The 26847-nt window shown below is 62.7% G+C and carries 25 protein-coding genes; 18 read left to right on the top strand and 7 right to left on the bottom strand.

All coding sequences use genetic code 11. The annotated features are described in order from the left end of the window. Positions 1-65: 65 nt before the first annotated feature. Positions 66-341, bottom strand: coding sequence for a YkvA family protein (locus B7G53_RS01370; RefSeq protein WP_096662467.1), 276 nt, complete (start codon positions 339-341; stop codon positions 66-68). A gap of 177 nt (positions 342-518) precedes the next feature. Then, positions 519-1994, bottom strand: a complete 1476-nt coding sequence (locus B7G53_RS01365; RefSeq protein WP_096662466.1) for an RNB domain-containing ribonuclease — start codon at positions 1992-1994, stop codon at positions 519-521. Positions 1995-2207: 213 nt separating this feature from the next. Here B7G53_RS01365 and B7G53_RS01360 point away from each other — a divergent pair, with 213 nt between their 5' ends. Continuing rightward, positions 2208-4805, top strand: a complete 2598-nt coding sequence (locus B7G53_RS01360) for an AAA family ATPase (RefSeq protein WP_096662465.1) — start codon at positions 2208-2210, stop codon at positions 4803-4805. 138 nt (positions 4806-4943) lie between these two features. Here B7G53_RS01360 and B7G53_RS01355 read toward each other — a convergent pair whose 3' ends face one another. From B7G53_RS01355 to B7G53_RS01345, 3 genes are read right to left on the bottom strand one after another with little or no spacing between them, the layout of a single operon-like run. Beyond that, entirely contained in the window at positions 4944-6233 is a 1290-nt protein-coding gene (locus tag B7G53_RS01355) for an amidohydrolase family protein (protein ID WP_096662464.1), read from the bottom strand. 59 nt (positions 6234-6292) lie between these two features. Beyond that, positions 6293-6922, bottom strand: a complete 630-nt coding sequence (gene upp, locus B7G53_RS01350) for a uracil phosphoribosyltransferase (RefSeq protein WP_096662463.1) — start codon at positions 6920-6922, stop codon at positions 6293-6295. Positions 6923-6950: 28 nt separating this feature from the next. Further along, on the bottom strand, positions 6951-8465 hold the full coding sequence (locus B7G53_RS01345; RefSeq protein WP_096662462.1) for a helicase HerA-like C-terminal domain-containing protein: 1515 nt from the start codon (positions 8463-8465) through the stop codon (positions 6951-6953). 65 nt (positions 8466-8530) lie between these two features. Here B7G53_RS01345 and B7G53_RS01340 point away from each other — a divergent pair, with 65 nt between their 5' ends. From B7G53_RS01340 to B7G53_RS01285, 11 genes are all read left to right on the top strand, one after another. Further along, a complete protein-coding gene (locus tag B7G53_RS01340) occupies positions 8531-9256 on the top strand; it encodes a YebC/PmpR family DNA-binding transcriptional regulator (RefSeq protein ID WP_096662461.1) in 726 nt (241 codons plus the stop codon). Between the two features lie 24 nt (positions 9257-9280). Beyond that, positions 9281-10600 carry a phosphoribosylamine--glycine ligase gene (gene purD / locus B7G53_RS01335; RefSeq protein ID WP_096662460.1) on the top strand — a complete coding sequence of 440 codons (1320 nt, stop codon included), beginning with the start codon at positions 9281-9283 and terminating at the stop codon, positions 10598-10600. Between the two features lie 5 nt (positions 10601-10605). Next, positions 10606-11244 (top strand): 1-acyl-sn-glycerol-3-phosphate acyltransferase, encoded by a 639-nt coding sequence (locus B7G53_RS01330; protein ID WP_176491247.1) that lies wholly within the window; start codon positions 10606-10608, stop codon positions 11242-11244. Between the two features lie 5 nt (positions 11245-11249). Continuing rightward, positions 11250-12161 (top strand): oxygen-dependent coproporphyrinogen oxidase, encoded by a 912-nt coding sequence (gene hemF, locus B7G53_RS01325; RefSeq protein ID WP_096662850.1) that lies wholly within the window; start codon positions 11250-11252, stop codon positions 12159-12161. A 53-nt stretch (positions 12162-12214) separates the two neighbouring features. Beyond that, complete coding sequence (nadD, locus tag B7G53_RS01320) at positions 12215-12814, top strand: nicotinate (nicotinamide) nucleotide adenylyltransferase (protein WP_255249873.1); 600 nt, start codon at positions 12215-12217, stop codon at positions 12812-12814. Positions 12815-12850: 36 nt separating this feature from the next. Continuing rightward, a complete protein-coding gene (gene rsfS, locus B7G53_RS01315) occupies positions 12851-13642 on the top strand; it encodes a ribosome silencing factor (RefSeq protein WP_096662458.1) in 792 nt (263 codons plus the stop codon). Beyond that, complete coding sequence (gene rlmH / locus B7G53_RS01310; protein ID WP_096662457.1) at positions 13639-14106, top strand: 23S rRNA (pseudouridine(1915)-N(3))-methyltransferase RlmH; 468 nt, start codon at positions 13639-13641, stop codon at positions 14104-14106. Before rsfS ends, rlmH begins: the two co-directional genes overlap by 4 nt. Before the next feature lie 134 nt (positions 14107-14240). Continuing rightward, the gene (locus B7G53_RS01300) at positions 14241-14843 is read left to right on the top strand and encodes a Maf family protein (RefSeq protein ID WP_096662456.1); all 603 of its coding nucleotides are present in this window, start codon (positions 14241-14243) and stop codon (positions 14841-14843) included. A gap of 22 nt (positions 14844-14865) precedes the next feature. Further along, positions 14866-16347 carry a ribonuclease G gene (gene rng / locus B7G53_RS01295; RefSeq protein ID WP_096662455.1) on the top strand — a complete coding sequence of 494 codons (1482 nt, stop codon included), beginning with the start codon at positions 14866-14868 and terminating at the stop codon, positions 16345-16347. Between the two features lie 20 nt (positions 16348-16367). After that, positions 16368-17126 carry a polysaccharide deacetylase family protein gene (locus B7G53_RS01290; protein ID WP_096662454.1) on the top strand — a complete coding sequence of 253 codons (759 nt, stop codon included), beginning with the start codon at positions 16368-16370 and terminating at the stop codon, positions 17124-17126. Beyond that, positions 17123-18307, top strand: a complete 1185-nt coding sequence (locus tag B7G53_RS01285; protein WP_096662453.1) for a glycosyltransferase family 4 protein — start codon at positions 17123-17125, stop codon at positions 18305-18307. Before B7G53_RS01290 ends, B7G53_RS01285 begins: the two co-directional genes overlap by 4 nt. A gap of 18 nt (positions 18308-18325) precedes the next feature. Here the strand turns inward: B7G53_RS01285 and B7G53_RS01280 are convergent, their stop codons facing one another. Then, entirely contained in the window at positions 18326-19198 is an 873-nt protein-coding gene (locus tag B7G53_RS01280; protein WP_096662452.1) for a glycosyltransferase, read from the bottom strand. Then, complete coding sequence (gene msbA / locus B7G53_RS01275; RefSeq protein WP_096662451.1) at positions 19195-21012, bottom strand: lipid A export permease/ATP-binding protein MsbA; 1818 nt, start codon at positions 21010-21012, stop codon at positions 19195-19197. Before msbA ends, B7G53_RS01280 begins: the two co-directional genes overlap by 4 nt. Before the next feature lie 301 nt (positions 21013-21313). Between msbA and B7G53_RS01270 the strand changes: the two genes are divergently transcribed. The 6 genes from B7G53_RS01270 (at position 21314) to B7G53_RS01245 (ending at position 26833) form a co-directional block, all read left to right on the top strand. After that, positions 21314-22078 (top strand): glycosyltransferase family 2 protein, encoded by a 765-nt coding sequence (locus tag B7G53_RS01270; RefSeq protein ID WP_096662450.1) that lies wholly within the window; start codon positions 21314-21316, stop codon positions 22076-22078. Continuing rightward, complete coding sequence (gene tolB, locus B7G53_RS01265) at positions 22059-23381, top strand: Tol-Pal system beta propeller repeat protein TolB (RefSeq protein WP_096662449.1); 1323 nt, start codon at positions 22059-22061, stop codon at positions 23379-23381. The genes B7G53_RS01270 and tolB overlap by 20 nt, the downstream gene beginning before the upstream one ends. A 51-nt stretch (positions 23382-23432) precedes the next feature. Then, on the top strand, positions 23433-23975 hold the full coding sequence (pal, locus tag B7G53_RS01260) for a peptidoglycan-associated lipoprotein Pal (protein WP_096662448.1): 543 nt from the start codon (positions 23433-23435) through the stop codon (positions 23973-23975). Between the two features lie 9 nt (positions 23976-23984). After that, positions 23985-24752, top strand: a complete 768-nt coding sequence (ybgF, locus tag B7G53_RS01255) for a tol-pal system protein YbgF (protein WP_096662447.1) — start codon at positions 23985-23987, stop codon at positions 24750-24752. 55 nt (positions 24753-24807) lie between these two features. Continuing rightward, positions 24808-25923, top strand: coding sequence for a YeeE/YedE family protein (locus B7G53_RS01250; RefSeq protein WP_096662446.1), 1116 nt, complete (start codon positions 24808-24810; stop codon positions 25921-25923). An 85-nt stretch (positions 25924-26008) separates the two neighbouring features. Then, on the top strand, positions 26009-26833 hold the full coding sequence (locus B7G53_RS01245) for a tRNA threonylcarbamoyladenosine dehydratase (RefSeq protein ID WP_096662445.1): 825 nt from the start codon (positions 26009-26011) through the stop codon (positions 26831-26833). Positions 26834-26847 lie beyond the last annotated feature (14 nt).

Below are 26847 nucleotides of genomic sequence, written 5' to 3'. Positions count from 1 at the left end.
CCAGGAGCGAGGGCAAAGGGTTGAGCCTCGTGGGGCGATCGCCCAATACAACAGCGCCCCGGCGCTCAACCGGCGCGCTGTTTTGACGCTGGCTGCTTCAGTTCGGGCGGCAGGCGTTTGAGCAGGGCGCGGATTGCCAGGGGCACCAGCACCAGGTCGTCCATCACGCCAATAAAAGGCAGCACATCGGGAATGAGATCGATCGGTGAAACCAGGTAGAGCGCAATGGCGGCCGTGCCCCATTTCAGCCAAGCCGGCGCCTGGGGGTGGCGCAACGCAAACCACAGTTGCCGCGCGTCGCCGCGCAGCAGAACCCACAGCAGGGTCAGGCGTTTGAACATGGAAGCTCCTTGGGTGAGGTGGTGAGGCGCAAGCCCAGCGGACCGCTCTCACGCAGATGGCGCTGCCAGCCCTTGGTGCAAGGGGCTTTCACAAGGCTTTACATTCGCCCGCCAAGGCCCGCCAAGGCCCGCCAAGGCCCGCCAAGGCCCGCCAAGGCCCGCCAAGTGGGGAGCCTCTCAGGCGCGCTCAAAGTCGATGAAGCTTTTTTCAGCATCCACCGCCAGCAGCCGCACGCGGGCCGAGTCGCCCACGTCCAGCCCTTCAAACCCGCGCACCACCCGGCCTTCCAGCAAAGGGCTGCAGATGCGCACAAACGTGCCCTTGGCCGCCGCGCCCGTCACGAGGGCGTCGAACACATCGCCGATACGGTCGTGCAGCAAATACGCGCCTGCAGCCTTGAGCACCTGGCGCTCGACCTTGCTGGCGTTGTCTTCCTGCAGCGTACAGTGCCGGGCAATTTCCGCCAACTGATCGGCGGAATAAGGCGGCGCCTCGCCGGTCAGCGCCGCTTTCAGCAGCCGCTGCGTGACCAGGTCGGGAAAGCGGCGGTTGGGTGCGGTCGAGTGGGCATAGTCGTTGATGGCGAGCCCGAAGTGTCCCTGTCCATTGCCTCCTGCTGTCGCTTCGCCGCCAGCAACCGCCTCTGCCGCCACGTATTCACCCGAGCCCAGCATCTTCACGACCGCCAGCGACAGGTCGGCAAAACCGGCCGGGTCTGCCGCGCGCTGCGCGCTCAAGAAACGGTCCAGCGCCAGCGCATCGGGCTGTTCGGGCAACTGAACGTCATGGCTTGCCGCTAGAGCGACGATGCGGTCCCAGCGGCGCGGTGCCTGCAAAAACCGGCGTATCGACGGGAAGCCCTTGTCCATCAGAAAACGCGCCGTCGCGCCGTTGGTGGCGATCATCAGATCGGCAATCAGGTCCTTGGCCCGGTTTTTCTCGTCAGGCTGCAGGTCCACCAACTGGCCGTCCTTGAACACCGGGCGCGCAGAGATGGTGTTGACATTGAGCGCACCGCGCGACTGGCGCCACTGCCGCAGTTTGCCGGCCAATGTGTCATGCAGGCGTACCTGCGCTTCCAGACCTGGCACGCTGGCCATCTGCAGCGGCGCCGGTGCCGCGCCGTCCAGCCAGGCCGAAACAGCGTCGTAAGTCAGCTTCGCGTGGTTAAACACCAAAGCGCGGTAGATGACTGAGCCGGACACCGTGCCGTCCGCGGCCACCTGCATGTCTACCACCACGGCCAGCCGCTCCTGGCGCTCGTGCAGCGAGGTGAGGTCGGTGGACAGCATCTCAGGCAGCATGGGGAAAATGCCTGCCGCCGTGTACACCGAGGTCGTGTTGGCACCCGCATGGCCATCGACCGCGCCGCCGGGCCGCACCAGGCAATCGACATCGGCCACCGCCACCAGCAGGCGCGCCGCGCCATCGGCCAGCGGCTCGGCCACGCTCAGCTGGTCCAGGTCGCGCGTGTCGTCGTTGTCGATCGAGAACCAGGTCAGGTGCCGCAGGTCGCGGATGTCGCCGTTGCGTTCCGGACCGGCATGGCGCGCGGCTTCGGCTTCCTGCAGAGCTTGGGAAGAAAAGACAGGCAAGAGACCGCGGGAGCGCATGGCTTCGACGGCGATTTGGTGGAGGTGGGTGGGGTCCATGGGGGTTGGTATGTGAGGTTTCCTCACTGTACCCGCTGGTGGTGTCCTGTTTCGCGCAAGGTCGCGATCCCACATTCCCGCTTCTCATCTCCTCTAATTGGATGAGGGAGTTTTACAACAAGCAACTTACCATGAACGTTGTCGTGCTCTTATTAGATTTTTGGGAACAAGAAATCGCACACCAAAAGTTGAAAACAAAAAAGGGGATATCAAATGAATCTACTTGCGGAAATATTGAAATGGAGTGAAGAGTCTTTGACACTATGGCAGAGAGACGCTGCTCGCCGCTTATTCCAGCAGCAATGCCTTGAAGAGCTGGACTATGACCAGTTGATGGCAATGATGAAGGCGGCAAACGATGTGCCTAATTCGCCAGCTATTCCGCCAGTACCGCTCGCGGCCTTGCATTTGCCTGCAAAAACAGAAGGCGAAACCGTTCTGATAACTGCCTTGCGAGACATGAAAAATGTCAATCGTCTCGCTCCCGGTCAAACTCTTTCATTCTCTCGGAAAGGAATCTCGGTTGTATACGGAGGAAATGGATCCGGTAAATCAGGTTATTCAAGAGTGTTAAAGAAGGCTTGTCGCGCTAGGGATTTGTCCGATCAAGTATTAGTTGACGCAACCGACGTGACAGTTCAGAAGGCAATACCTGAAGCAACGTTTGATATCGAATCCGACGGCGTCAAATCGACGATCAATTGGAAGAGAGGCTCTCCGCCGTCCGACAAGCTTTCTAACATTGCCGTCTTTGATGCAAAGTGTGCACGGGTGTATTTAACGGCTGAGCAGGCCGTCGCGTATCTGCCATACGGGCTTGATGTTGTTGAAAGCCTTGCAAACAAGTGTTTACCGAAGATGGCTGAACGACTTGCCGCGGAAATTGGTGCTGTTAACACCGACGTAAAACCATTTGCTCATCTACTCGGCGACACCGCTGTTGGGAGAGCAATAGCAGCGCTAGGTCCAAAAACGCTTCCCATCGAAATTGAAAAACTAGCGAGTTTGACCGAGCACGAGCTGACTAACCTTACAAAGGCGGTAGCTGCTCTAAACGAAACAGATCCAAAGACAAAGGCTAAAGAACAAAGACTTCAAGTGCAGCGATTGGACGGCCTCGTGAAGAGGATTGACGCGGCGGCAATGTGGGTTGCAACACCTTCAATTGAAAAATTGAAAACTCTTGACGAAAGCGCTGTAGTTGCTTTGAACGCAGAGAAGATGGCTGCAGAGGTTTTTAGGGCTGGCGAAACCTTGCTTCCAGGAACTGGGGACCCTATTTGGTCCGCGCTTCTTGACTCCGCTAGGCGTTATTCAACAGAGGTCGCATATCCCGACCACGCATTTCCCCATACAGATGGGGGAGTGTGCGTGCTTTGTCAGCAGGAACTGAAGGATGGTGCTGCAAGACTTGAAAGATTCGAAAATTTTGTCAAACAAGATGCAGCACGTACGGCTACAGAAAAGCGTCATGCTGTTTCCGAAGCGATCCGAAAGGTAACCGCTGCCGATGTATCTTTTCATATTGACGATGCACTGAATGCCGAGCTTTCGGGATTCGATCCTGCACTCGCTTTACGAATGGCAAACTTTGAAGCTTGTTTGGAATCTCGGCGGAAAGCGATGTTAGCAGCGGTTGCGGTTCACGACTGGACGTCAATTCCCGACCATAGCGAGGATCCTCGCGAGCAGTTAAAGAAAATTTCGGCGGAAAAACTAGCGGGTGCCGAAGCATTGGATAAGGCTGGCGATGCTGAAAATCGCAAGTCGCTTGAAGCGGAAAGAAACGAACTTCTTGCTCGGCAAGCTCTGGCGCTATCGGTCCCTTCGATTCTTGAATTGATTGAACGTTTTAAGCTCAAAGACGCCTTAGAGAATTGCAAGAAAGATTTGAAGACTAAGGCCATTTCCGACAAGTCGAAGGAGCTGGCAAGCAATGCCGTGACCAAAGCCTTAAAAGTTGCACTTGACGAGGAGTTCTTGGCACTAGGGATAGGGCACATCAAAACAAAGCTATTAGAGAGAAACGACAAGGGAGTGATGAAATATCGCTTGCTTCTTGATCTGCCGATCGCAAACAATATTGAAGAGATTCTGAGTGAGGGTGAGCAACGGGCAATCGCCATAGGCTCTTTCCTTGCTGAACTTCGGATTGCTGGTCACAAGGGCGGGGCTATATTTGATGATCCAGTTTCGTCGCTTGATCATTGGCGCCGGATATATGTCGCCGAGCGCTTAGTTAAAGAAGCTGCCAACCGGCAAGTCGTGGTTCTTACGCACGACACATCATTCCTAGGTGAATTGCGAGATGCAATCGAACAAGCAAGCGCAGCTCACTCGATCCAGTTTCTTCAATGGCAGGGCGGTAGGTCAGGTCATGTGTCCAATGGTCTCCCTTGGGAGCATCAAGGGTATAAGGAGCGTATTGATTTTCTCGAGAAGGGGCATAAGAAGTTAGAAAAACTTCCATGGCCTCCTTATCCGAGTCAAGACGAAATCGGACAAATGCGAACTCAATATTCGCTGATGCGTTCCACCATAGAACGAGTGGTCCAGGATTTGGTTTTCGGCGGTGTGATCCAAAGATACCGTGACTGGATTCGAATGGACGGAATTGAAAAAGCTGTAGGATTTACAAATGTCGAACAGGCAGAAATATCCCGCCTTCACAAACGTTGCTGCAATGTCACGGAGGCACACGATCCTGCATCCGCGAAAGCTGCGGCGGTGCCATCCGCCGTTGATCTTGAGGCAGACATTCTTGCTCTTAAGCAAGTTATCAAAACCATCGTTGACCGTCAGAAAAAATAGCTCTTCTACATCTAAGAGGTATGTCTTAAATGGCTTGAAATTTCGATCTTTCCGATGACCAACTGCGGAGATGGACTGCTTGGTAGGAGGCTCGATGCGAAACTAAATTTCGTTAGCTCTATTGATTGAGATTCTCCGTCAGTAATCATTTTGGTGGAGCCCTGTGAAAGCTACTGAGTTGGGCCTGTTCGGAATTTTTAGCATTGCCACGACGTCCGCCGTCGTCGCCACCTGCTTGCCCTTCTTCCAAACCCTCAGACGATTAGCCCGCAACCGGATCGCCTCCACCACATCCCGCGCCTGCAGCAACACAAAACTCGCATCACACCCCGGCGCGATGCCATAGCCTTGCAGGTGCATCACCGTCGCCGCATTGACCGTCACCGCATCAAAACAGGCGCGAATGCCTTTCTGGCTGGTCATCTGCGCCACGTGCAGGCCCATGTGCGCGACTTCGAGCATGTCGCCGCTGCCCAGGCCGTACCAGGGGTCCATCACGCAGTCGTGACCGAAGGCGACATTCACGCCGGCGGCCATCAGTTCGGGCACGCGGGTCATGCCGCGGCGTTTGGGGTAGCTGTCGTGGCGGCCCTGCAGCGTGATGTTGATCAGCGGGTTGGCGATGATGCTGACGCCTGACTCGGCAATCAGCGGCAGCAGCTTGCTCACGTAGTAGTTGTCCATGCTGTGCATGGAGGTGCAGTGGCTGCCGTTGACGCGGCCCTGCAGGCCCAGGCGCTGGGTTTCAAACGTCAGGGTCTCGATGTGGCGGCTCAGCGGGTCGTCGGATTCGTCGCAGTGCATGTCAACTGGCAGCCCGCGTTCGGCGGCGATCTCGCAAAGCAGCTTCACGCTGGCCGCGCCCTCGGCCATGGTGCGTTCAAAGTGCGGAATGCCGCCAACCACGGCCACACCCCTGTCGAGTGCGCGTTTGAGATTCTCGACGCCGCCTTTGCTGCGCAGCACGCCGTCTTGCGGGAAGGCGACGAGTTGAAGGTCGATGTACGGGGCGACCTGTTTCTTCACTTGCAGCAGCGCGTCCACCGCCAACAGGCTGGCATCGCTGGTGTCCACATGGCTGCGGATGGCGAGCAGGCCCTTGGCCACGGCCCAGTCGCAGTAGGTGAGGGCGCGTTCGATGATGGCCTCTAGCTTGAGCAGGGGTTTCAGTTCGCCCCACAGCGCGATGCCTTCGAGCAGTGTGCCGCTTTCATTGACACGCGGCAGGCCGTAACTCAGCGTCGCGTCCATGTGGAAATGCGGGTCCACAAAAGGCGGGCTCAGCAGGTAGCCGCCGGCGTCCACGGTTTCATGGGCCGGCACGTCCAGGCCGGGTTCTACCGCCGTGATACGACCGTTCTGCACGGCGACCGACATCTGCGTCCGGCCGTCGGGCAGGCTGGCGTTCTTGATCAGCAGGTCGAGCATGGGCGATTTATGCTACTAAAGTGATAGCTGCTTGCGCCCGTGTTTATTGGGCTAGCGGCCTATTTTGTTCCGAAGATGCGGTCACCCGCATCACCCAGGCCGGGCAGGATGTAGCCATGCTCGTCGAGCTGGCGGTCTATGGCCGCGGTGTAGATGTCCACGTCGGGGTGGGCCTTCTGCATGGCGGCAATACCTTCGGGGCAGGTCAGCAGGCAGACGAACTTGATGGACTTGGGCTTGAGTTTCTTGAGCCGGGTCACGGCGGCAATGGCCGAGTTGCCAGTGGCCAGCATGGGGTCGACGATCACGATGTCGCGCTCTTCCATTTCCTGCGGCATCTTGAAGTAGTACTCCACCGGCTCCAGGGTTTTCGGGTCGCGGTACAGCCCGACGTGGCCGACGCGGGCGCCCGGCACCACGTTGAGCATGCCCTCCAGGATGCCGTTGCCGGCACGCAGGATGGAGACAAACACCAGCTTCTTGCCGTCGATCATGGTGCCGGTGGTGGTTTCCAGCGGCGTCTCGATTTCGACCTCCTGCACCGGCATGTCGCGGGTGACTTCATAGGCCATCAGGCTGCTGAGCTCGTTGAGCAGGGTGCGAAAGGTGTTGGTGGAAGCGTCCTTGCGGCGCATCAGGGTCAGCTTGTGCTGCACCAGCGGGTGGTCGATCAGGTGGACTTGGCTCATGAATGAATTTCCGGTTTTTTTGTGTTTTTCAGCGTTTGCGGCCGCCAAACAGGCCGCCCAGCACACCGCGGATGATCTCACGGCCGACCGTGGAGCCCATGGTGCGCACTGCCGACTTGGCCATGCTTTCGGCCAGCCCCTCGCGCCGGCCGCCGCGCGGGCCGGTGCTGCCGAACAGCACGTCGTTGATGCCGCCCAGGATGCCGCCGGAAGCCGCTTGACCGGCCGCGCCGCCGCCGGCGGCTTTGGCGGCCTCGGCCGTGGCGACTTCGGCACGTTCCTTGAGTTTCTCGTAGGCCGATTCGCGGTCCACATGTTTTTCATACACCCCGGCCACCAGCGAGCCCTGCATCAGAGCCTGGCGCTGCTGCGGCGTGATCGGGCCGATCTGGCTGCCCGGCGGCAGCACGAAGGCGCGCTCGGTGACGCTGGGGCGGCCCTTGCTGTCGAGAAAACTCACCAGGGCCTCGCCCACGGCCAGCTCGGTGATGGCAGTTTCAATGTCCAGGCCGGGCTTTTGGCGCATGGTCTGCGCCGTGGCCTTGACGGCTTTCTGGTCGCGCGGGGTGTAGGCGCGCAGCGCGTGCTGCACGCGGTTGCCGAGCTGGGCCAGCACCGAGTCAGGAATGTCCAGCGGGTTCTGCGTGACGAAATAGACGCCGACGCCCTTGGAGCGTACCAGGCGCACGACCAGTTCGATGCGCTCGATCAGCGCCTTGGGCGCTTCGTCGAACAGCAGATGCGCCTCGTCGAAGAAAAACACCAGCTTGGGCTTGTCGGGGTCGCCGATCTCGGGCAGTTGCTCGAACAGTTCGGACAGCATCCACAGCAGAAAGGTGGCGTACAGGCGCGGCGAGTTCATCAGCCTGTCGGCCGCCAGGATGTTGACCACGCCTTTTCCATCGACCGTCTGCATGAAGTCGCTGATATCGAGCATGGGCTCGCCGAAGAACTGGTCGCCGCCCTGGGTCTCGATCTGCATCAGGCCGCGCTGGATGGCGCCCACGCTGGCGGCGCTGATGTTGCCGTACTGGGTGGTGAACTGGCTGCCGTTGTCGCCCACGTACTGCAGCATGGCGCGCAAATCTTTCAGGTCCAGCAGCAGCATGCCGTTGTCGTCGGCGATCTTGAAGACCAGGTTGATCACGCCGGCCTGGGTTTCGTTCAGGCCCAGCATGCGGCCCAGCAGCAGCGGCCCCATGTCGGACACCGTGGCGCGCACCGGGTGGCCCTGTTCGCCGAACACATCCCACAGCGTGGTGGGACAGGCAAGGGGCACAGGCTTGTCGATGCCGCGCTCTTTGAGCACGGCCGCCATTTTTTCGCCCATGTTGCCAGCCTGGCTGATGCCGGCCAGGTCGCCCTTGACGTCGGCCATGAAGACCGGCACGCCGATTTTGGAGAAGTTTTCGGCCAGCGCCTGCAGCGTCACCGTCTTGCCGGTGCCGGTGGCGCCGGTGATCAGGCCGTGGCGGTTGGCCAGCCCGGGAAGCAGCTCACAGTGGGTGGAAGCATTCCTGGCAATCAAAAAGGGCTCGGCCATGGGGTGTCCTCTAGGTGAAAAAGTAAAATGCGGTTTGTAGATTAAATCAATTCCAAAGGATTTCCGTGGCTGGTCACAGTAAATGGGCGAATATTCAGCACCGCAAGGGTCGCCAGGACGAGAAGCGCCAGCGGGTCTGGACCCGTGTCATGCGCGAGATCATGGTTGCGGCCCGCATGGGCGGCGGCGATCTGAGCACCAACCCGCGCCTGCGCCTGGCCGTGGAAAAGGCCAAGGCGGCCAACATGCCCAACGAAAACGTCAAGTACGGCATTGCCAAGGCGACCGGCAGCCTGGAAGGCGTGCATTACGAGGAAGTCCGGTATGAGGGCTACGGCATAGGCGGCGCGGCCATCATCGTGGACTGCATGACCGACAACAAGGTGCGCACCGTGGCGGAGGTGCGCCACGCCTTTTCCAAATACGGCGGCAACATGGGCGCCGAGGGATCGGTGGCGTTCCAGTTCAAGCACTGCGGCCAGCTGATTTTTGCCCCGGGCAGCGACGAAGACAGGATCATGGAGGTGGCGCTGGAAGCCGGCGCCGACGACGTGATCACCGACGAGGACGGCGCGATCGAGGTACTCACGCCTTACACGGCGTTCGAGGCCGTCAAGAACGCGCTCGAAGCGGCCGGCCTGGTGCCGGAAGTGGCCGAAGTGACCATGCGCGCGGACAACACCATCGAGCTCACGGGTGCCGAGGGCCAGAAAATGCAGAAGCTGCTGGACGTGCTGGAAGACCTGGACGACACGCAGGACGTTTTCCACAATGCCGCCATTTCAGAATAAACACCCAACCATGAAAGTTTCCGCATGAAAGTTCTAGTGGTCGGCGGCGGTGGCCGTGAACACGCGCTGGCCTGGAAGCTGGCACAGTCCCCCAAGGTGCAGGCGGTCTACGTCGCGCCGGGCAACGGGGGCACCGCGCTGGACCCTCGCCTTGAGAACATCAATATCACGGATGTCCAGGCGCTGCGGGCGTGGGCAGCTACAGAAAAGATAGCGCTGACGGTGGTTGGCCCGGAGCAGCCGCTGGCGGCCGGCATCGTCGACGAGTTCCGCACGCACGGCCTGCGGGTCTTCGGCCCGACCAAGGCCGCCGCGCAGCTGGAAAGCTCGAAAGCCTTTTCCAAGGCCTTCATGAAGCGCCACGGCATCCCGACGGCCGAGTACGAGACCTTCACCGACGCCACCGCGGCCCATGCCTATGTGGACGAAAAGGGCGCGCCGATTGTGGTCAAGGCCGATGGCCTGGCCGCTGGCAAGGGCGTGGTGGTGGCCATGAGCCTGCACGAGGCGCACGAAGCCATCGAGTTCATGCTGGCGCCCGACCCAAGCTTCAACCCGCTGGGCGTCACGCACAACGCCGGTGGCGCGCGTGTCGTGATCGAGGAGTTTTTGCAGGGCGAGGAGGCCAGCTTCATCGTGATGTGCGACGGCAAAAATGTGGCGGTCATGGCCACCAGCCAGGACCACAAACGCCTGCTGGACGCCGACCAGGGGCCGAACACCGGCGGCATGGGGGCCTATTCGCCAGCGCCGGTGGTCACACCCACGGTCCATGCCCGCGCCATGCGCGAGATCATCCTGCCGACCATCAAGGGCATGGAAAAAGACGGCATTCCCTTCACCGGCTTTCTGTACGCCGGCCTGATGATTTCCGCCGACGGCAAGGTCAAGACGCTGGAATTCAACTGCCGCATGGGCGACCCGGAGACCCAGCCCATCATGATGCGGCTCAAGTCCGATCTGTTCGATGTCATGATGGCCGCCACCTCGGGCAAGCTCGGCGAGGTGGAACTGGAATGGGACCGCCGCGTGGCACTTGGCGTGGTCATGGCCGCGCATGGCTACCCGCTGAACCCGCGCAAGGGCGATCCGATCACCGGCCTGCCGGTGGTGCATCCGTCCGAGGCGCCTGAAGACGTGGTGGTGTTCCATGCCGGAACCGCCACGGCTGCCGGTGGCATCAAGGCCGGCGTGGTGACCTCCGGCGGCCGCGTGTTGTGCGTCACGGCGCTCGCCAGTTCCGTGCGTGAGGCCCAGCATCGGGCCTACGAGGTGGCGCAAGCGATTCATTTCGACGGCGCCCAGTACCGCAAGGACATCGGATTCCGGGCCATCAAGTCCTGATGGGCATGGATTTCCAGCCGCCGTACCCCGTGCAGTTCCAGGGGAGCGGGCTGGCCCGGGCGCTGGTGCGGGCCCTCGGCTGGCGCGTGGATTTTGCAGGCCTGCCGACGCTGCAAGGCGTGATTCTGGTCTACCCGCACACCTCGAACTGGGATTTCCCCATCGCCGTGTTGCTGAAGTGGGCGGTCGGCCTTCCGGTGCAGTTCTGGGGCAAGGACACGCTGTTTCGCATTCCGCTGTTCGGGGCGTGGCTGCGCTGGCTGGGCGGCGTGCCCGTCAGTCGCTCCGCGCCCCAGGGCGTGGTCGGGCAGATGACGGCGATGATGAAACAGAAAAAGGCCGACGGGCAGTACTTCTGGCTGGCGCTGTCGCCGGAAGGAACACGCCGGCTCACCGACGGCTGGCGCAGCGGTTTTTACCGGCTGGCGCTGGAGGCCGATGTGCCGGTGGGCCTGGCCGGCCTTGACTATTCACGCAAACGCCTGGTCTTTCGCGATTTTGTGCGGCTGACCGGCGATGAAGACCGGGACCTGGAATACATGGCCAAGTCCCTGCAGGACTTCCACGGTTTCCGGGCCGGCGCCGCGGCCCCCGTGCGTTTGATCAATTCAGGCCTGACGCAGGCCGATACCATCGTGAAATGACCACCATGACCGATTCTTCCCATGTCCGCAGCTACTTGCTGGCGTTGCAGGAGCGCATCACCAGCACCGTCGCCGCACTCGACGGTCAGCCCTTTGTGGCCGACCACTGGCACAAGGAGCCCGGCGAGACGCTGCAGGGCAACGGCATCACCCGCATCCTGGAGCAGGGCCGGGTGTTTGAGCGCGCCGGCTGCGGGTTTTCGCATGTGCGCGGCCCCAAACTGCCGCCCTCGGCCACGCAGCACCGGCCCGAGCTGTCCGGCGCGCCCTTCGAGGCCATGGGTGTGTCGCTGGTGTTTCACCCGCGCAACCCCTATGTGCCCACCGTGCACATGAATGTGCGCATGCTGGCGGCGACGCCGGTCTCCGGCCCGACGGCCTACTGGTTCGGCGGCGGCATGGATCTGACACCCTATTACGGGTTTGACGAGGATGCCGTGCATTTCCACCAGACCTGCAAGGACGCCCTGGCCCCGTTTGGCGAGGACAAGTACCCCCGCTTCAAGACCTGGTGCGACGAGTATTTCTACCTCAAGCACCGCGATGAGCAGCGCGGCATCGGCGGCGTGTTTTTCGACGACTTCCAGGAACTGGGCTTCGAGGGCAGCCTGGCGATGATGCAGTCGGTCGGCGACGCCTTCCTGGCCGCCTACCTGCCCATCGTCGAGCGCCGCAAGGACATGGCTTACGGCGAGCGCGAGCGCGATTTCCAGCTGTATCGCCGCGGCCGTTATGTGGAGTTCAACCTGGTTTGGGACCGCGGCACCCACTTTGGCCTGCAGTCGGGCGGGCGCACCGAGTCCATCCTGATGTCGATGCCGCCGCTGGCCGCCTGGTCTTACCAGCGCCCCGTCGAGGCCGGCTCGGCCGAGGCGCGGCTGTCCACCGAGTTTCTGGTCAGGCGGGACTGGCTTTGAGTGCTGTGCCATCACCGGGCGCAAAAAGCATTGGCGAGACCCTGAAAAGGCGCGTGGGCGTTTTTGGCGGCGCGTTCGATCCACCGCATCGGGCCCACGTGGCGCTGGCAGAGGCCGCGCTGGCGCAACTCGCGCTGGACGCCCTGTACGTCATTCCGACCGGCCAGGCCTGGCACAAGACCCGGACGCTCAGCGCCCCCGAGCACCGGCTGGCCATGGCCCGGCTTGCGTTTGCCGGCCTGGAACGGGTGGTGGTCGACGACCGGGAGATCCGGCGCACCGGACCCAGCTTCACCATCGACACGCTGGAGGCCCTACAGGCCGAAAATCCCGGTGCCCAGCTTTACCTGGTCATTGGTAACGACCAGTTCGCCGCCCTGAAGACATGGCACCGCTGGCAGGCGGTTCTGGAAATAGCTATAATTTGTATAGCAAACCGCGCCGGTTCGACAAGCACTGGTGCCGGTTTTGACCCTGAAAATCAGGCTGGGCACGCGGTTTTGACCCTGAAAATGCCCCTGATGCCCGTCAGTGCCACCGACATCCGGCGGCAAATCAGTTCAGGCAGCGCCGGCCCGCAGGGCTGGACCCACTTGGTTCCGGAGCCGGTTGCGCGTTATATTGAGCGCCATCAGCTCTACATTTCCCCGTAATTTCCCGTCAACTCACTCATTGAAGCAAACCACTGCATGACTTCCACCTCTGCCAACACCGCCAGCACCGCTGCGAAAAAAGACGTCCAGAAACTGCAGCGAGCCATCATTGATGGGCTGGAAGATGTGAAGGCGGCGGACATCCAGGTGTTCGACACGGAGCACATCACCTCGCTGTTCGAGCGCGTGATCATCGCCTCGGGCAGTTCCAACCGGCAAACCAAGGCACTGGCCGCCAGTGTCCGTGATGCCGTGCGCGACGCCGGTTTTGCCAAGCCGCGTATCGAAGGCGAGGAAAACGGCGAGTGGATCATCGTGGATTGCGGCGCCGCCGTGGCGCACATCATGCAGCCGACGATCCGCCAGTACTACCACCTCGAAGAGTTGTGGGGCGACAAACCCGTCAAGCTCAAGCTGGGCGCACCTGCACCGCTGGTCAAGGCGTCCAAGCCCGACGTCGAGGAAGCGCCCAAGCCGGCCAGGTCGCGCGCTGGTGCGAAATCGTCGGCCAAGCCAGGCAAGGCTGCGGTCAAACCTGCCGCCCGAAAAGTGGTCGCCCGGACCGATGACGGCACTTACGTGGGCCGGGTCGGCAAGATGACCGACTGGACCGCCAAGCGCAATGCCGCCGCACCGGCTGCGGAGCCCGCTGCCAAACCCGTCAAGGCGGCCGCCAAAACGGCAGTGAAGAAGGCGCCTGCGAAAACACCGATCGTCAAGATTCCTGTCGCCAAAAAAGTGGCGGCGAAGAAAACGGTTGCAAAAGCAGCAGCCAAGACGGCTGCCAGGAAACCCGCTGCGAAGAAAACCACGACCCGGAGCAAATGAGGCTGACGATTGTCGCCGTCGGGCAGAAGGTGCCCGATTGGGCGCAAACCGCCTACGACGACTACGCCAAGCGTTTTCCGCCGGAGCTGCGTGTCGAACTCAAGGCCGTCAAGACCGAGCCGCGCGTCTCCAAGACCCTGGACACCCTGCTGGCGGCTGAACGCCAGCGCATCGAAGGCGTGATTCCCAAGGGGACCCGCATCGTCGCCCTGGATGAACGCGGCACCGCCATGACCACGGTGGCCCTGGCCGAGAAGCTCAAAAGCTGGCAGCGCGAAGGCGACGATGTGGCCATCGTCATCGGTGGCCCGGACGGGCTGGACCCCGCCTTCAAACAGGCCGCCCACGAACGCCTGCGCCTGTCGGACCTGACCCTGCCGCATGCCATGGTGCGTGTGCTGCTGATCGAGCAGCTTTATCGCGCCTGGAGCATCACGGTCAACCACCCGTACCACAGGGAATAAGTGGCCCCCACGCTTGTCGCTTCGCGTACTGCGCTGCCCCCCGAGGGGGCCGCTGCGCCTGCGGACTGGCAAAGCCAGATCCGCGGCCCCTGCTGGGCTGAATCGGGGATGTGGCTTGCCTCAGGACTTCAAACATGACCAACTTCATTTACCTTGCGTCCCAAAGCCCGCGCCGCAGACAGTTGCTGGAGCAACTTGGCGTGTCCTGCGAACTGCTGCTGCCCGACGCCGGCGAAGACAGCGAAGCGCTCGAGGTGGTGCTGCCTGGCGAGGCGCCGACCGCATATGTGCAGCGCGTCACCCAGCTCAAGCTCGACGCTGCCGTGGCGCGTCTGAAACAACGCGGTTTGCCGCCGGCACCGATTTTGTGTTCGGACACGACGGTGGCGATGGGACGCCGCATCTATGGCAAACCCGACAATGCCGGCCATGCCGAAAGCATGCTGGCCGAACTGGCCGGGCACACCCACCGGGTGCTGACGGCCGTCGCCGTGCAGCGTGGCCGCAAGCGGCTGCAGGCGCTGAGCGTGTCGCGCGTGACTTTTGCGCCCATGAGCCGGGCTCAGATTCGCGCCTATGTCGCCACGGGCGAGCCGCTGGGCAAAGCCGGCGCCTACGCCATCCAGGGCCGGGTGGCGATGTTCATCTCGCACATGAGCGGCAGTTATTCCGGCATCATGGGCCTGCCGCTGCATGAAACCGCGTTGTTGCTGCAAGCGGCCGGTCTGAAAATATAAAAAGCGCCCACAAGAAGACACCATGCAACAAGACATCCTGATCAACTGGTCGCCCCAGGAAACCCGTGTGGCCGTGGTCGAGTACGGAGCGGTGCAGGAGCTGCATGTCGAGCGCACGCTGGAGCGCGGCCTGGTCGGCAATGTCTACCTCGGCAAGGTGGTCCGGGTGCTGCCGGGTATGCAGTCGGCTTTCATCGACATCGGTTTGGAACGCGCCGCGTTTCTGCATGTGGCGGACCTGATGAGCAGCATCAACAGCCGCCATGCCGATGCCGACAACGCAGCGACGCCCGCGGCAGCGCTGCAGCCGATTGAAAAACAGCTGTTTGTCGGCCAGTCGCTGATGGTGCAGGTGCTTAAGGACCCGATTGGCACCAAAGGCGCCCGGTTGACTGCCCAGGTCAGCATTGCCGGCCGGCTGCTGGTGTTTCTGCCGCAGGACAACCACATCGGCGTGTCGCAAAAAATTTCCGCCGCACAGCGCGAGGACTTGCGCCAGCGCCTGCAGGTCCTGACCGGCGACATGGGCGGCGGCTTCATCCTGCGCACCAATGGCGAAGACGCCACCGATGCGGAGCTCGGCGAGGACATCGCCTATCTGCGCAAGACCTGGGCCCGCATCAAGGACGCCGCGCTGCGCTTGCCGCCGACCTCGGTGCTGCACCAGGACCTGAACCTGCTGCAGCGCGTGCTGCGCGACATGGTGGTGGAAACCACGCAGAGCATACGCATCGACTCACGCGAACAGTTCGACCAACTCAGGCTGTTCGCCACGGAGTTCATGCCGGCGACCCTGCAGCGGCTGCAGCTGCACAGCGGCGAGCGCCCGATTTTTGACCTCTTCAACATCGACGAGGAAATTGCCAAGGCGCTGGGCCGGCGGGTGGACCTGAAGTCGGGCGGCTACCTGATCATCGACCAGACCGAGGCGCTGACCACGGTGGACGTCAACACCGGCGGTTTTGTAGGTGCGCGCAACTTCGACGACACGATTTTCAAGACCAACCTGGAAGCCTCGCAGGCGATTGCGCGGCAGTTGCGTCTGCGCAACCTGGGCGGCATCGTGATCGTCGATTTCATCGACATGCTGCGTGACAACCACCGCGACGCCGTGCTGGCGGAGTTCCAGAAGCAGCTCGCGCGCGACCGCATCAAGACCAGCGTCAATGGCTTTTCGGCGCTGGGCCTGCTCGAGATGACGCGCAAGCGCACACGCGAGTCGCTGGCGCACCAGCTGTGCGAACCGTGCAGCGCCTGCCAGGGCAAGGGCGTGGTCAAGACCGCGCGCAGCGTCGGCTACGACATCCTGCGCGAGATCCTGCGCGAGGCCCGCCAGTTCAATCCCCGGGAGTTCAGGGTGATTGCCTCGCCCAAGGTGATCGAGCTGTTTCTCGACGAGGAAAGCCAGCACCTGGCCGGCCTGAGCGACTTCATCGGCAAGCCGATTTCGTTGCAGTCCGAAGCCGCCATGGCGCAGGAACAGTACGATATTGTCCTGCTCTGAAGCTCCGACCTCTGTCCTGCATGCCTGCCACCCCCGTCACCCCCGCGAGCACTCAGCGCCCGATACCGATTCTGGTCTATCACCAGATCAGCGAAGCGCCGCCCAAAGGTGCGCCTTTCCGCAGCCTCTACGTCTCGCCTTCCTCCTTTTCGCGCCAGATGGCCATGCTGAAATTGCTGGGCTACCAGGGGCTGTCGATGAGCGCGCTGTTGCCCTATCTGCGCGGTGAAAAAAACGGCAAGGTGGTGGGCATCACCTTTGACGATGGGTACCGCAACAACCTGACCCATGCGCTGCCGGTGCTGCAGCGCCACGGGTTTTCATCCACCTGTTATGCCGTCAGCGGGCTGCTGGGCAAGACCAACGAATGGGACCAGGGCATTGGCATCGCGCAGGTGCCGCTGATGACCGCTGACGAGTTGCGCCTGTGGGTGGCCGGCGGCCAGGAGGTTGGATCCCACACGCAGAGCCACGTGCGCCTGCTGCAAAGCGATGACCCCACCGCGCTCGCTGAAATGACAGGTGACCGGGCGGCGCTCGAAGGGCTGTTGGCCACCCCCGTGCGGCATTTCTGTTATCCCTTCGGTGAGTACGCGTCGCAGCACCTGGCCATGGCTCGCCAGGCCGGCTTCCAGACCGTGACCACGACACAGCGCGGCCGCAGTTCCGCCAAGAACGACCTGATGGAGTTGCCGCGGGTGCCTGTCGTGCGTTCCACCAGCCTGCCGGTGTTCTGGCTCAAGATTGCGACGGCCTACGAAGACCGGGACCGCACATGAGTGGCTCGCCCGTCCAGCCCGAGGCCCCGCGCAGGCTGCGCATTGCGGTGCTGAACCGCATTTTTGACCCGGCCGGGGGTGGGGCAGAGCGTTATTCGATTGCGCTGGTTGAGCAACTTGCGCAGCGCCACGAGATCCATGTGTTTGCGCAGCAGATCAGGCACAGCGCACCGGGCGTGACTTACCACCTCGTTTCCACGCTTCTGCGCAAGCCGCGCTGGCTGAATCAGCTCTGGTACGCCACCGCCACCTGGTGGGTCACGCGCCGGGGTTTTGACCTTGTCCACTCCCATGAAAACACCTGGCAGGGCCAGGTGCAGACCGTGCATGTGCTGCCGGTGAAATACAACCTGTTTCACGGCCGAACCGGCTGGCGGCGCGTGCTGGCCTGGGCCAAGGTCTGGACCAGCCCGCGCCTGTTGACCTACCTGGGGCTGGAGCGCCTGCGTGTCGCGGCCCGGGGCGGGCGCTGTGTGGTGGTGACGTCGGCCAGCCTGGGTGACACCCTGGCCGCGACCTACCCGGGCACGGTGGCGGTCACCACCGTCATCACGCCGGGGGTGGTGTTGCCCGCGGCCCCCACCGGCGCGGCCGAACAAGGGGCTGCCCGTATGCAGCTGGGCCTGCCGCCCGGGGGCCGCTGTCTGCTGCTGGTGGGAAATGACTACCGCAAGAAGGGCCTGGGGACGCTGCTGCGGGTGCTGCGTGACCTGCCGGCGGACGTGGTGCTGGCGGTGGTGGGCAACCCGGGGCAAATCCCGGTGTTTGAACGTCAGGCGCAAGCGGAGGGTGTGGCCGGGCGCGTGTTTTTCCTCGGCTCGCTGCAGGACGTGGCGCCTGCCTACCGCGCAGCGGACTGCCTGGTGCACCCGACGCTGGAGGATACGTTTGCCATGGTGGTCCTGGAGGCCATGGCGCACGGTTTGCCGGTGGTGGTCAGCAGTGCGGCGTACTGCGGTATTTCCAGCCTGCTCAGCCATGGCGCCGATGCGCTGCTTCTGGACGATCCGCAGGATGCCGCGAAACTGGCCAGCACCCTCCAGCAGGTACTTGCTGACGAGGCGCTGCGGCAGCAGTTGGGTAGCCAGGCGAGGGCGTTTGCCAGCCGCTACCAGTGGCCGGAGATCGCACGCCAGCAGGAAGCGGTGTACTTCGCAGCGCTGGCCGCGGAGCAGCGCTGACAAGCTGCGTTCAGGCCTTCAGGCCACCAGCTTGAAGTGTTTTCGGCTGAAGTCCAGCCCGGTGAGCAGTTCGATTCTGCGCATCAGGTGATATTTGTTTTCCTTGCGGGTGGGCTGGTAGGCCGGGTCGATCTGCAGGTCCTGCTCGGCTCCTGTGAGCAGCCATGCCTGCACGGCTTTCGGGTGGGTTCCCTTGAAAGCCTCCAGCGCGCGCGCATCGAACTGGCTGTACTTGATCTGCATGGTCGTTGAATCGGCCCAGTACTTGCTGACCTGGTCGAGCTTTTTCTGCATGTCCTCGTTGCGGCGAATCCAGCCATAGTGGTAGATATGGGCGTTGGCCAGCGCCGCCTGTGGATTGCGCGGGCGCTTGTGCTCGGTGGTCACCAGCCAGTACTGCCCGTCGGGCGCGTAGGAGCGAATGGTGTTCCTGATCAGCCGGCACTCGCGGCGGTACCAGCCGGGGCTGACCGAAACCCACTGCGCCGAGCCGTAGAAGTGGTGGTAGTCGAAGACCAGCGCTTCCACCGCAGGGTTGTTGTGGTGCTGCTCGACACTGGCGCGGATCGCGGCGAGGTCCTCCTCGTGGACCACCTCGTCACCCTCGAGGTAGAAGGCCCAGTCGCCGGTGCAGGAATACTGGGCAATCATTTTCTGCTGCGCGTAGACAAAGCCGCGGTCCGCCATGCGTTCGTTCCAGATGGTTTCGATCACGCGGATTTTCGGATCGCCAATCGCCAGCACGCGTGCCAGCGTCGCGTCGTTGCCGCGGCCCACGGCCACGACGAATTCGTCGACCAGCGGCAGCAGGGAGCGAATCGAGGCTTCAAAGGGAAAGCCCAGCTCGACACCGTTGCGGATGAAGGTAAAACCACTGATGGAAATTGTCATGAAAGTTGCGCCACGGGGGGACTTTGCGAGAGATCGGCGTCGTACAGCCCGAGTTTGTAGAGGCGGGAATAGGGGCCGTCGCGTTCAATCAGTTCGGCATGCGTGCCGCTTTCGATGATGCGGCCGGCATCCATCACGACGATGCGGCTGGCGTGCTGGACCGTGGAGAGGCGGTGTGCAATAACCAGCGTGGTGCGGTTGCGCATCAGCCGCTGCAGCGCTTCCTGCACCGCCCGTTCGGATTCCGTGTCCAGCGCCGAGGTGGCCTCGTCCAGAATGAGTACCGGCGCATCTTTGTACAGGGCGCGCGCAATCGCCAGGCGCTGGCGCTGGCCGCCCGAAAGTTGCGTGGCGTTGTGGCCCACCAGCGTGTCCATGCCCCGGGGCAGCTCATCCACAAAACGCTCCAGGTTGGCAGCCTTCAGGCAGGCCAGCACCTTGTCCCTGTCCACCGTCATGCCGAGCGCCACATTGGCGGCCACGGTGTCGTTGAGCATCACCACGTGCTGGCTGACCAGCGCGAACTGGCCGCGCAGCGCGTCGATCTGCCATTCACGCAGTTCATGGCCGTCGAGCTCGATGCGTCCAGAGGTGGGCTCGACAAAACGCGGCAGCAAATTGACCAGTGTGGTCTTGCCGGCCCCCGAAGCACCGACCAGCGCCACGGTTTCACCGGGGGAGATGGTCAGGTTCAGCGCGTCGACCGCGGGTGCGCCATCGTCGCTGTAGGCCACACGCGCATTGATGAAACTGATTTTCCCCTCGGCCCTCGGCTTCGAAAAATCGCCGCCCGGTTCATCGGGCGTTTTCTCCATCAGGTCCAGCCCGCGCTCCAGCGCCGCCAGGCCGCGCGTGATCGGGCTGGCGACCTCCGACAGGTGCTTGATCGGTGCCACCAGCATCAGCATGGCGGTCACAAAAGCCACAAACGAACCGACAGACGTGGTGTCGGTGGAACTTTGCAGCAGGGCAACCGAAATGACGGCCGACAGGGCGGCCGCCGCCAGCATCTGCGTGGCCGGGGTCATGGCCGCGGAGGCCACCACGGATTTCATGGAGAGGCGCCGCAAAGCCTCGCTGAGCTGCGCAAAACGGGTCGCCTGGCTCTGCTGCGCCGCATGCAGGCGGACATCGCGGTGCGCCAGCACGTTTTCTTCCACCACATAGGCCAGCGAGTCGGTGGCCGCCTGGCTGGCCTTGGTCAGCCGGTACAGCCGGCTGGAGAGCACACGCATGACCCAGGCAATGGCCGGAATCAGCAGCGTGACAATCAGGGTCAGTCGCCAGTTCAGGTAAAGCAGGTAACTGGACAGCGCCAGCAGGGTCAGGGTGTCCCGGGTCAGGCCCATCACCGAGTTGACCAGCATGGACGAGCCGTTTTGCACCTCGTAGACCACGGTGTTGGCCAGGGTGCTGGCTGACTGGTTCGAAAAAAGATCCAGGCGGGCGGTCATCAGCTTCTGGAACATGGCCTTGCGCAATTCCAGCAAGCCGATGTTGGTGACCTTGGCCAGCGCAATCTGCGCGAGAAAACCCGCGAAGCCGCGCACGCCGAACAGCAGCAGCAGCGACACGGGAACCATCCAGATATCGATGCCCCCCTTGCGGAAGCCCTTGTCCAGCAAGGGCTGCAACAGGGCGGGCACCAGCGGCTCGGTCGCGGAAGCCACCACGGTGGCGCCCACGGCGATGGCCCAGGCGCTGGGGGACTGGCTGAAATAAGGCCAGATGCGGCGCAGGCGCTGGCCGATGGGCGCCGGTGACGCCGTCCCCTTGGCGCCGGCAGCGGCGGCCTGCTCGGGGCCGGTCGTCAAACCGGGGCCTCGTTGCCGGCGCTGGCCGGGGCAACCACGGCCTGGCGCATGTCGCAGCCAGTCGCAGACATCCCACCGGGCGCCGGGAACGGGTCAGCAGTAACGGTGCGGGGAAGGGCTGCGATAGTTGGCATGGGCGCCGCATCAGGCCGTGAAGTGAGCAAGCCTGCATTATCGTGGAACAATTGGCGGCCAATTCCTACAAAGACCGCCGCTGGCAGCGCCCACAATCAACCGCTTGTTTGCGGAGCGTTAAATCAGGGCGGCTGTGCTTGCGACATTCACCAACACCCGAGCGCCCATGACCCTGTCCGTCATCATCATCACGAAAAACGAAGAGGCCAATTTGCAGGCATGCCTGGAGTCCGTTCGGTTCGCCGACCAGTGGGTCGTGGTTGACAACGCCAGCACCGACAACACGCGCGCCATTGCCAGAGCCTTCGGGGCGGAAGTCACTGAAACGGCCGCCTGGCCCGGCTTCGGTCCGCAAAAAAACCTCGCCCTTGGCCTGGCCACCCAGGAATGGGTGCTTTCCCTCGATGCGGACGAGCGTGTGACGCCCGAGCTGGCCGCCGAGATCCAGCAGGCGGTCCTCCATGGCGCGGCAGATGCCTTTGAAATTCCCCGCCTCACCCAGTTCTGCGGCCAGTGGATTCACCACTGCGGCTGGACGCCGGACGCGGTGCTGCGCCTTTTCCGGCGCGGCCAGGGCCGGTTCAGCGACGATCTGGTGCATGAGCGCGTGATCCTGAGTTCCGGCGCTGTGTCACGGCTGAACGGCAAGCTGTTGCACTACAGCTACCCGACGCCGGCCCACTACTGGCGCAAGCTGGAGCAATACAGCCTGGCCTGGGCCACGCAGGCGCATGCGCGCGGCCGGTCCAGCTCCATGCCGAGGGCGGTAATATCGGGCGTGGCCGCTTTCATCAAAAGCTATTTCTTTCGCCTCGGCATCCTCGACGGCAGCATGGGTTTTGCCGTGTGTGCCATGCAGGCCCAGGCCGCCTTCGGCAAGTACTTCACCCTGTATTGTTTGAACCAGAAAAATGCACCCCAAAAAACCTGACCCATCCTCGATTCAATCCCTGTCTGCAGGCCGTCGCAGCTTCATCGCCGGCCTGACCGGCAGCCTGGGCGTCCTGGCGGTACAGCCCGCCTGGGCCCAGTTCCGGGTCGAGGTGTCGGGCGTTGGCTTGACCCAACTGCCGATCGCCATTGCCGGTTTTCGCGGCGATGCGCAGTCGCCGCAGAAAATCGCCGCCATCGTGCAGGCCGACCTGGAGCGAAGCGGCCAGTTCCGCGCGGTCGATACCGCCGGCCAGAACCTGGATGAAAATTCCCGCCCCGACCTGTCGGTGTGGCGCCAGCGCGCCGCCGATTCGCTGCTGACCGGCAGCGTGACACGTCTGGCCGATGGCCGCTTCGACGTACGCTGCCGCCTGTGGGATGTGGTGCGCGGACAGGACCTCGGTGGGCAAAGCTACGTGATACCGCAGGGCGACCTGCGCCTGTCGGCCCACCGCATCGCCGACTTTGTCTATGAAAAACTGACCGGCGAGAAAGGTATTTTTTCCACACGCATCGCCTATGTGACCAAGGTCGGCCCGCGCTACAACCTGTGGGTGGCCGACTCCGACGGCGAAGGCGCGCAGTCGGCACTGACCAGTCCCGAACCGATCATTTCCCCGGCGTGGTCGCCGACCGGCGCGCAACTGGCTTACGTGTCGTTCGAGTCGCGCAAGCCGGTGATTTATGCCCATGACGTGGCTTCGGGCAAACGCCGCCTGCTGGCGAACTTCCGCGGCTCCAACAGCGCGCCGGCATGGGCGCCGAACGGCAACCAGCTGGTCGCGACGCTGAGCCGCGATGGCGGCTCGCAGCTGTATGCCATTCCGGCAACAGGCGGCGAGGCGCGCCGGCTGACGCAATCGGCCAGCATCGACACCGAGCCGGCGTTTTCGCCGGACGGGAAATACGTCTACTTCGTGAGCGACCGCGGCGGCTCGCCGCAGATCTATCGCATGGGCGCCGGTGGCGGCAACGTCGAACGCGTCACCTTTACCGGGAGTTACAACATATCGCCGGCGTTGAGCCCGGACGGTCGCTGGCTGGCCTATATTTCACGCATAGGTGGCGCCTTCAAGCTGCACCTGATGGATCTCGGCAAGGGAACCGCCATCTCGATCACCGACACCAGCGCCGACGAAAGCCCGAGTTTTGCGCCTAACAGCCGGCTGATCGTGTATGCCACCCAGCAACAGGGCAGGGAAGCCCTGCTGACCACCACCCTGGACGGCAAGATCAAAGCCCGCCTGACCGGCGCCGCCGGAGACATCCGTGAGCCGGACTGGGGACCTTTCCAGAGGTAACTCGCCCGTCTTCCACCAACCCCTTTGTTTTTTTACGGAAAGTATCCACACATGAAGCGCATCCTGATCTCACTCGCCTCCATCATCACCCTGACCGCCGCACTGGTCGGCTGCAGCTCAGGCGTCAAACTCAATGAAGTGCCTGTCGAAAGCCGGACTCCTGTCACCACGGCACCGGGAACCGGCGATGCGGCGGGCGTCAGCGGCCGCGTTGTTGCGCCGGTTCAGATCGGCGCCACCGATCCTTCGCTCGCCGGCCCGCCCGGTGCAGCCCGCGTGATCTACTTCGACTACGACAGCTTTGTCATCAAGCCGGAATTTCAGGCGACGGTGGAAGCCCATGCGCGTTTCCTCAGCGCCAACAAGGCACGAAAACTGGTGATTGAAGGCAACACCGACGAGCGCGGCGGCCGCGAGTACAACCTTGCGCTGGGTCAGAAACGTGCCGAGGCCGTGCGCCGCGCGCTGGGCCTGCTGGGTGCCACCGATGCGCAGATTGAGGCCGTGAGTTTCGGCGAGGAAAAACCTGCCGCTGCGGGCACGGACGAAGAGTCTTACTCTAAAAATCGCCGCGCTGAATTCAACTACCGTTAAGCCGAAGCCATGACCTTGAAGAACTTCCGGACTTCGCTGGGGGCCGTGGCGTGCGCACTGGCCTGCGCCATGGCGTTTAACGCCCATGCTGCGCTGTTCGAGGATGATGACGCGCGCAAGGCGATTCTTGAATTGCGCCAGCGGCTCGATGCATCAGCGTCCGAGCTGCGCAAGTCTGGTGATGAAACCGCCCAGCTGCGTCGCAGCCTGCTCGAGTTGTCCGGCCAGATCGACCAGTTGCGCAGTGAACTGGCCAGAATGCGCGGGCAGGACGAGCAGTTTGGCCGTGAACTTGCCGAAGTCCAGCGAATGCAAAAGGACTTGTCGCAGGGTGTGAACGACCGGCTCAGCCGGTTTGAACCGTCCAAGGTCAGCGTTGACGGCCGAGAGTTCGTGGCCGACCCCGCAGAAAAGCAGGAGTTCGACGCCGCGCTGGCGGTGCTGCGCAAGGGCGAGTTTGCGCCGGCCCAGGCCGCCTTCACCAATTTTCTCAAGCGTTATCCGCAAAGCGGCTACAAGGCGCCCGCGCTGTTCTGGCTTGGCAATGCCCAGTACGCACTGCGCAATTACCGCGATGCCCTGGTCAATTTCCGCGCGCTGGTCGCCGCCGACCCCGAGCATGTGCGTGCCCCGGAAGCCGTGCTGGCCGTGGCCAACTGCCAGGTCGAGCTCAAGGACGTCAAGGGGGCCCAAAAGACGCTGGCAGACCTGATCAAGGCCTACCCGCAGTCGGAAGCCGCTTCGGTCGCCAAGGAACGCCTGGCCAAGCTCAAGTAGAGACTTCGCAGGCGGCAGGACAGCGCACTTCGTGCCCAGCCCCTAAAATCGGGGGATGGATATTTCCCAGCTCAACACACTCACCGCCCAGATTCTCTGGGCGGCCTTCATTCTGGCGGCGCTGTTTGGCGCGGTTGTCCAGCGCACCCACTTCTGCACCATGGGCGCCGTCAGCGACATCGTCAACATGGGGGACTGGACACGCATGCGCGTGTGGGGCATGGCCATCGGCGTGGCCATGATCGGCTTTTACGGCCTTGCCGCAGCCGGACTGATCGACCCGGCCAAAGCCGTGTATGCCTCCAACCGTTTCGTCTGGCTTTCCGCGCTGGTCGGCGGCCTGCTGTTCGGCTTTGGCATGGTGCTGGCGTCGGGCTGCGGCAGCAAGACACTGGTACGCATTGGCGGCGGCAACCTCAAATCACTGGTGGTATTTGTGGTCATGGCGGTGGCCGCATTTGCCACTCTCAAGGGCATTACCGCGGTGCTGCGCGTGGGCACGGTGGACCGCGTCGCTATCGATTTCTCCGGCAATGCCGCCTTGCCCACATGGGCTGCGGGTATGGCGGGTGTCTCACCCGCTCTCGCCGGGCTGGTTCTGGCGCTCGTGCTGGGTGGCGGGCTGATTGTCTGGGCGTTGGCCGGTTCGGGATTTCGCCGTTTTGACAACCTGCTCGGCGGGCTTGGCATTGGCCTGCTGATTGCCGCCATGTGGTGGCTCAGCGGGCACATGGCCTATGTCGCGGAGCATCCGGAAACGCTGGAGGAGACTTTTTTGGCGACCAATTCCGGCCGCATGGAGGCGCTGAGTTTTGTGGCTCCGATGGCCTACACCATCGATTGGCTGATATTTTTCAGTGACAAGACCAAACTGCTGACGCTGGGCGTTGTGTCTGTGTTTGGCGTGGTCGCTGGCTCGGCGCTGTATTCCCTGCTGTCACGCAGCTTCCGCTGGGAAGGCTTTCGCAATACCGAAGACACCGCCAATCACCTGGTCGGGGCCGTGCTGATGGGGGTGGGCGGGGTGACCGCCATGGGTTGCACCATCGGGCAGGGCTTGTCCGGCATCTCGACGCTGAGCGCCACCAGTTTCGTCGCTGTCACGGCCATCATCGCCGGCGCCGTGGCGGGCCTGAAATACCAGATCTGGCGGCTGGAGCACAGCGTTTAATGGCCCCCACGTTTGTCGCTGCGCGTACTGCACTGTCCCCCGAGGGGGTTGATTTCCCTTGGGGCGGCCCGGCGGGAAATTACTAGTGGCTGAAATTCCTTCCGAACTCCCTGCCGATCTGGAGCGGCGCTTCGGCGGGCTGGCGCGTCTGTATGGTGTGGCAGGCGCAAAAAAAATCCGTGCGGCGCATGTGGTGGTGGTGGGCCTCGGTGGCGTGGGCTCCTGGGCCGCCGAAGCCCTGGCGCGCAGCGGCGTGGCGAGCTTGACGCTGATTGACCTGGACCACATCGCCGAGTCCAACATCAACCGCCAGATCCACGCGCTCGACATCACACTGGGGCAGGCCAAGGTCCAGGCGATGCGCGAACGCATTGCGCACATCCATCCCGGATGTGCGGTGCATTGCATCGAAGAGTTTGTCGATGCCGCCAACTGGCCGGCGATTGCCGGGCTGGAGGCACACGGTCACAGCCATGTGTCGGTCATCGATGCCTGCGATCAGGTCCGCGCCAAAACCGCCATGGCTGCCTGGGCGATGCGCCACAAGGTCAACTTCATCAGCGTCGGCGCAGCCGGCGGCAAGCGCCACGCGCACAAGGTCGACATCGAGGACCTGTCGCTGGTCACGCACGACCCGCTGCTCGCGCAGCTGCGTTACCGCCTGCGCAAGGAGCAGGGCGCAGCGCGCAAGGGAAAGATCGGTGTGGCCTGCGTGTTCAGCCGCGAGGCGGTGACGCAGCCCGCAGCCCTGCCCACGGGGGCTGACGCTGTGCTGGACGCCTGTGCTATCGAGGACGATGCGGCGAGCGATGGCAGCCTCAATTGCCATGGGTACGGATCGGTGGTCAGCGTGACATCGGCCTTCGGTTTGTGCGCTGCGGGCTGGGTGCTCAACAAAATTGCTGAGTAGTTTTTAAAGAGCCA

The organism is Polaromonas sp. AET17H-212 (genome assembly GCF_002379085.1).
Taxonomy (GTDB): domain Bacteria; phylum Pseudomonadota; class Gammaproteobacteria; order Burkholderiales; family Burkholderiaceae_C; genus Polaromonas.
The sequence above is the reverse complement of the archived record's forward strand: the minus strand, read 5'-3'. Positions and strand labels throughout refer to the sequence as shown.

Excerpts from the sequence above, each read along its gene's own strand:
- rsfS (WP_096662458.1), top strand. The coding sequence starts at position 12,851 with ATGACTTCCACCTCTGCCAACACCGCCAGCACCGCTGCGAAAAAAGAC.
- B7G53_RS01345 (WP_096662462.1), bottom strand. The coding sequence starts at position 8,465 with ATGGCCGAGCCCTTTTTGATTGCCAGGAATGCTTCCACCCACTGTGAG.
- B7G53_RS01280 (WP_096662452.1), bottom strand. The coding sequence starts at position 19,198 with ATGACAATTTCCATCAGTGGTTTTACCTTCATCCGCAACGGTGTCGAG.
- B7G53_RS01250 (WP_096662446.1), top strand. The coding sequence starts at position 24,808 with ATGGATATTTCCCAGCTCAACACACTCACCGCCCAGATTCTCTGGGCG.
- purD (WP_096662460.1), top strand. The coding sequence starts at position 9,281 with ATGAAAGTTCTAGTGGTCGGCGGCGGTGGCCGTGAACACGCGCTGGCC.
- B7G53_RS01365 (WP_096662466.1), bottom strand. The coding sequence starts at position 1,994 with ATGGACCCCACCCACCTCCACCAAATCGCCGTCGAAGCCATGCGCTCC.
- upp (WP_096662463.1), bottom strand. The coding sequence starts at position 6,922 with ATGAGCCAAGTCCACCTGATCGACCACCCGCTGGTGCAGCACAAGCTG.
- pal (WP_096662448.1), top strand. The coding sequence starts at position 23,433 with ATGAAGCGCATCCTGATCTCACTCGCCTCCATCATCACCCTGACCGCC.
- hemF (WP_096662850.1), top strand. The coding sequence starts at position 11,250 with ATGACCGATTCTTCCCATGTCCGCAGCTACTTGCTGGCGTTGCAGGAG.
- B7G53_RS01330 (WP_176491247.1), top strand. The coding sequence starts at position 10,606 with ATGGATTTCCAGCCGCCGTACCCCGTGCAGTTCCAGGGGAGCGGGCTG.
- B7G53_RS01285 (WP_096662453.1), top strand. The coding sequence starts at position 17,123 with ATGAGTGGCTCGCCCGTCCAGCCCGAGGCCCCGCGCAGGCTGCGCATT.
- tolB (WP_096662449.1), top strand. The coding sequence starts at position 22,059 with ATGCACCCCAAAAAACCTGACCCATCCTCGATTCAATCCCTGTCTGCA.
- B7G53_RS01370 (WP_096662467.1), bottom strand. The coding sequence starts at position 341 with ATGTTCAAACGCCTGACCCTGCTGTGGGTTCTGCTGCGCGGCGACGCG.
- B7G53_RS01360 (WP_096662465.1), top strand. The coding sequence starts at position 2,208 with ATGAATCTACTTGCGGAAATATTGAAATGGAGTGAAGAGTCTTTGACA.
- ybgF (WP_096662447.1), top strand. The coding sequence starts at position 23,985 with ATGACCTTGAAGAACTTCCGGACTTCGCTGGGGGCCGTGGCGTGCGCA.
- B7G53_RS01355 (WP_096662464.1), bottom strand. The coding sequence starts at position 6,233 with ATGCTCGACCTGCTGATCAAGAACGCCAGCCTGCCCGACGGCCGGACG.
- B7G53_RS01290 (WP_096662454.1), top strand. The coding sequence starts at position 16,368 with ATGCCTGCCACCCCCGTCACCCCCGCGAGCACTCAGCGCCCGATACCG.
- B7G53_RS01300 (WP_096662456.1), top strand. The coding sequence starts at position 14,241 with ATGACCAACTTCATTTACCTTGCGTCCCAAAGCCCGCGCCGCAGACAG.
- rng (WP_096662455.1), top strand. The coding sequence starts at position 14,866 with ATGCAACAAGACATCCTGATCAACTGGTCGCCCCAGGAAACCCGTGTG.
- B7G53_RS01270 (WP_096662450.1), top strand. The coding sequence starts at position 21,314 with ATGACCCTGTCCGTCATCATCATCACGAAAAACGAAGAGGCCAATTTG.
- rlmH (WP_096662457.1), top strand. The coding sequence starts at position 13,639 with ATGAGGCTGACGATTGTCGCCGTCGGGCAGAAGGTGCCCGATTGGGCG.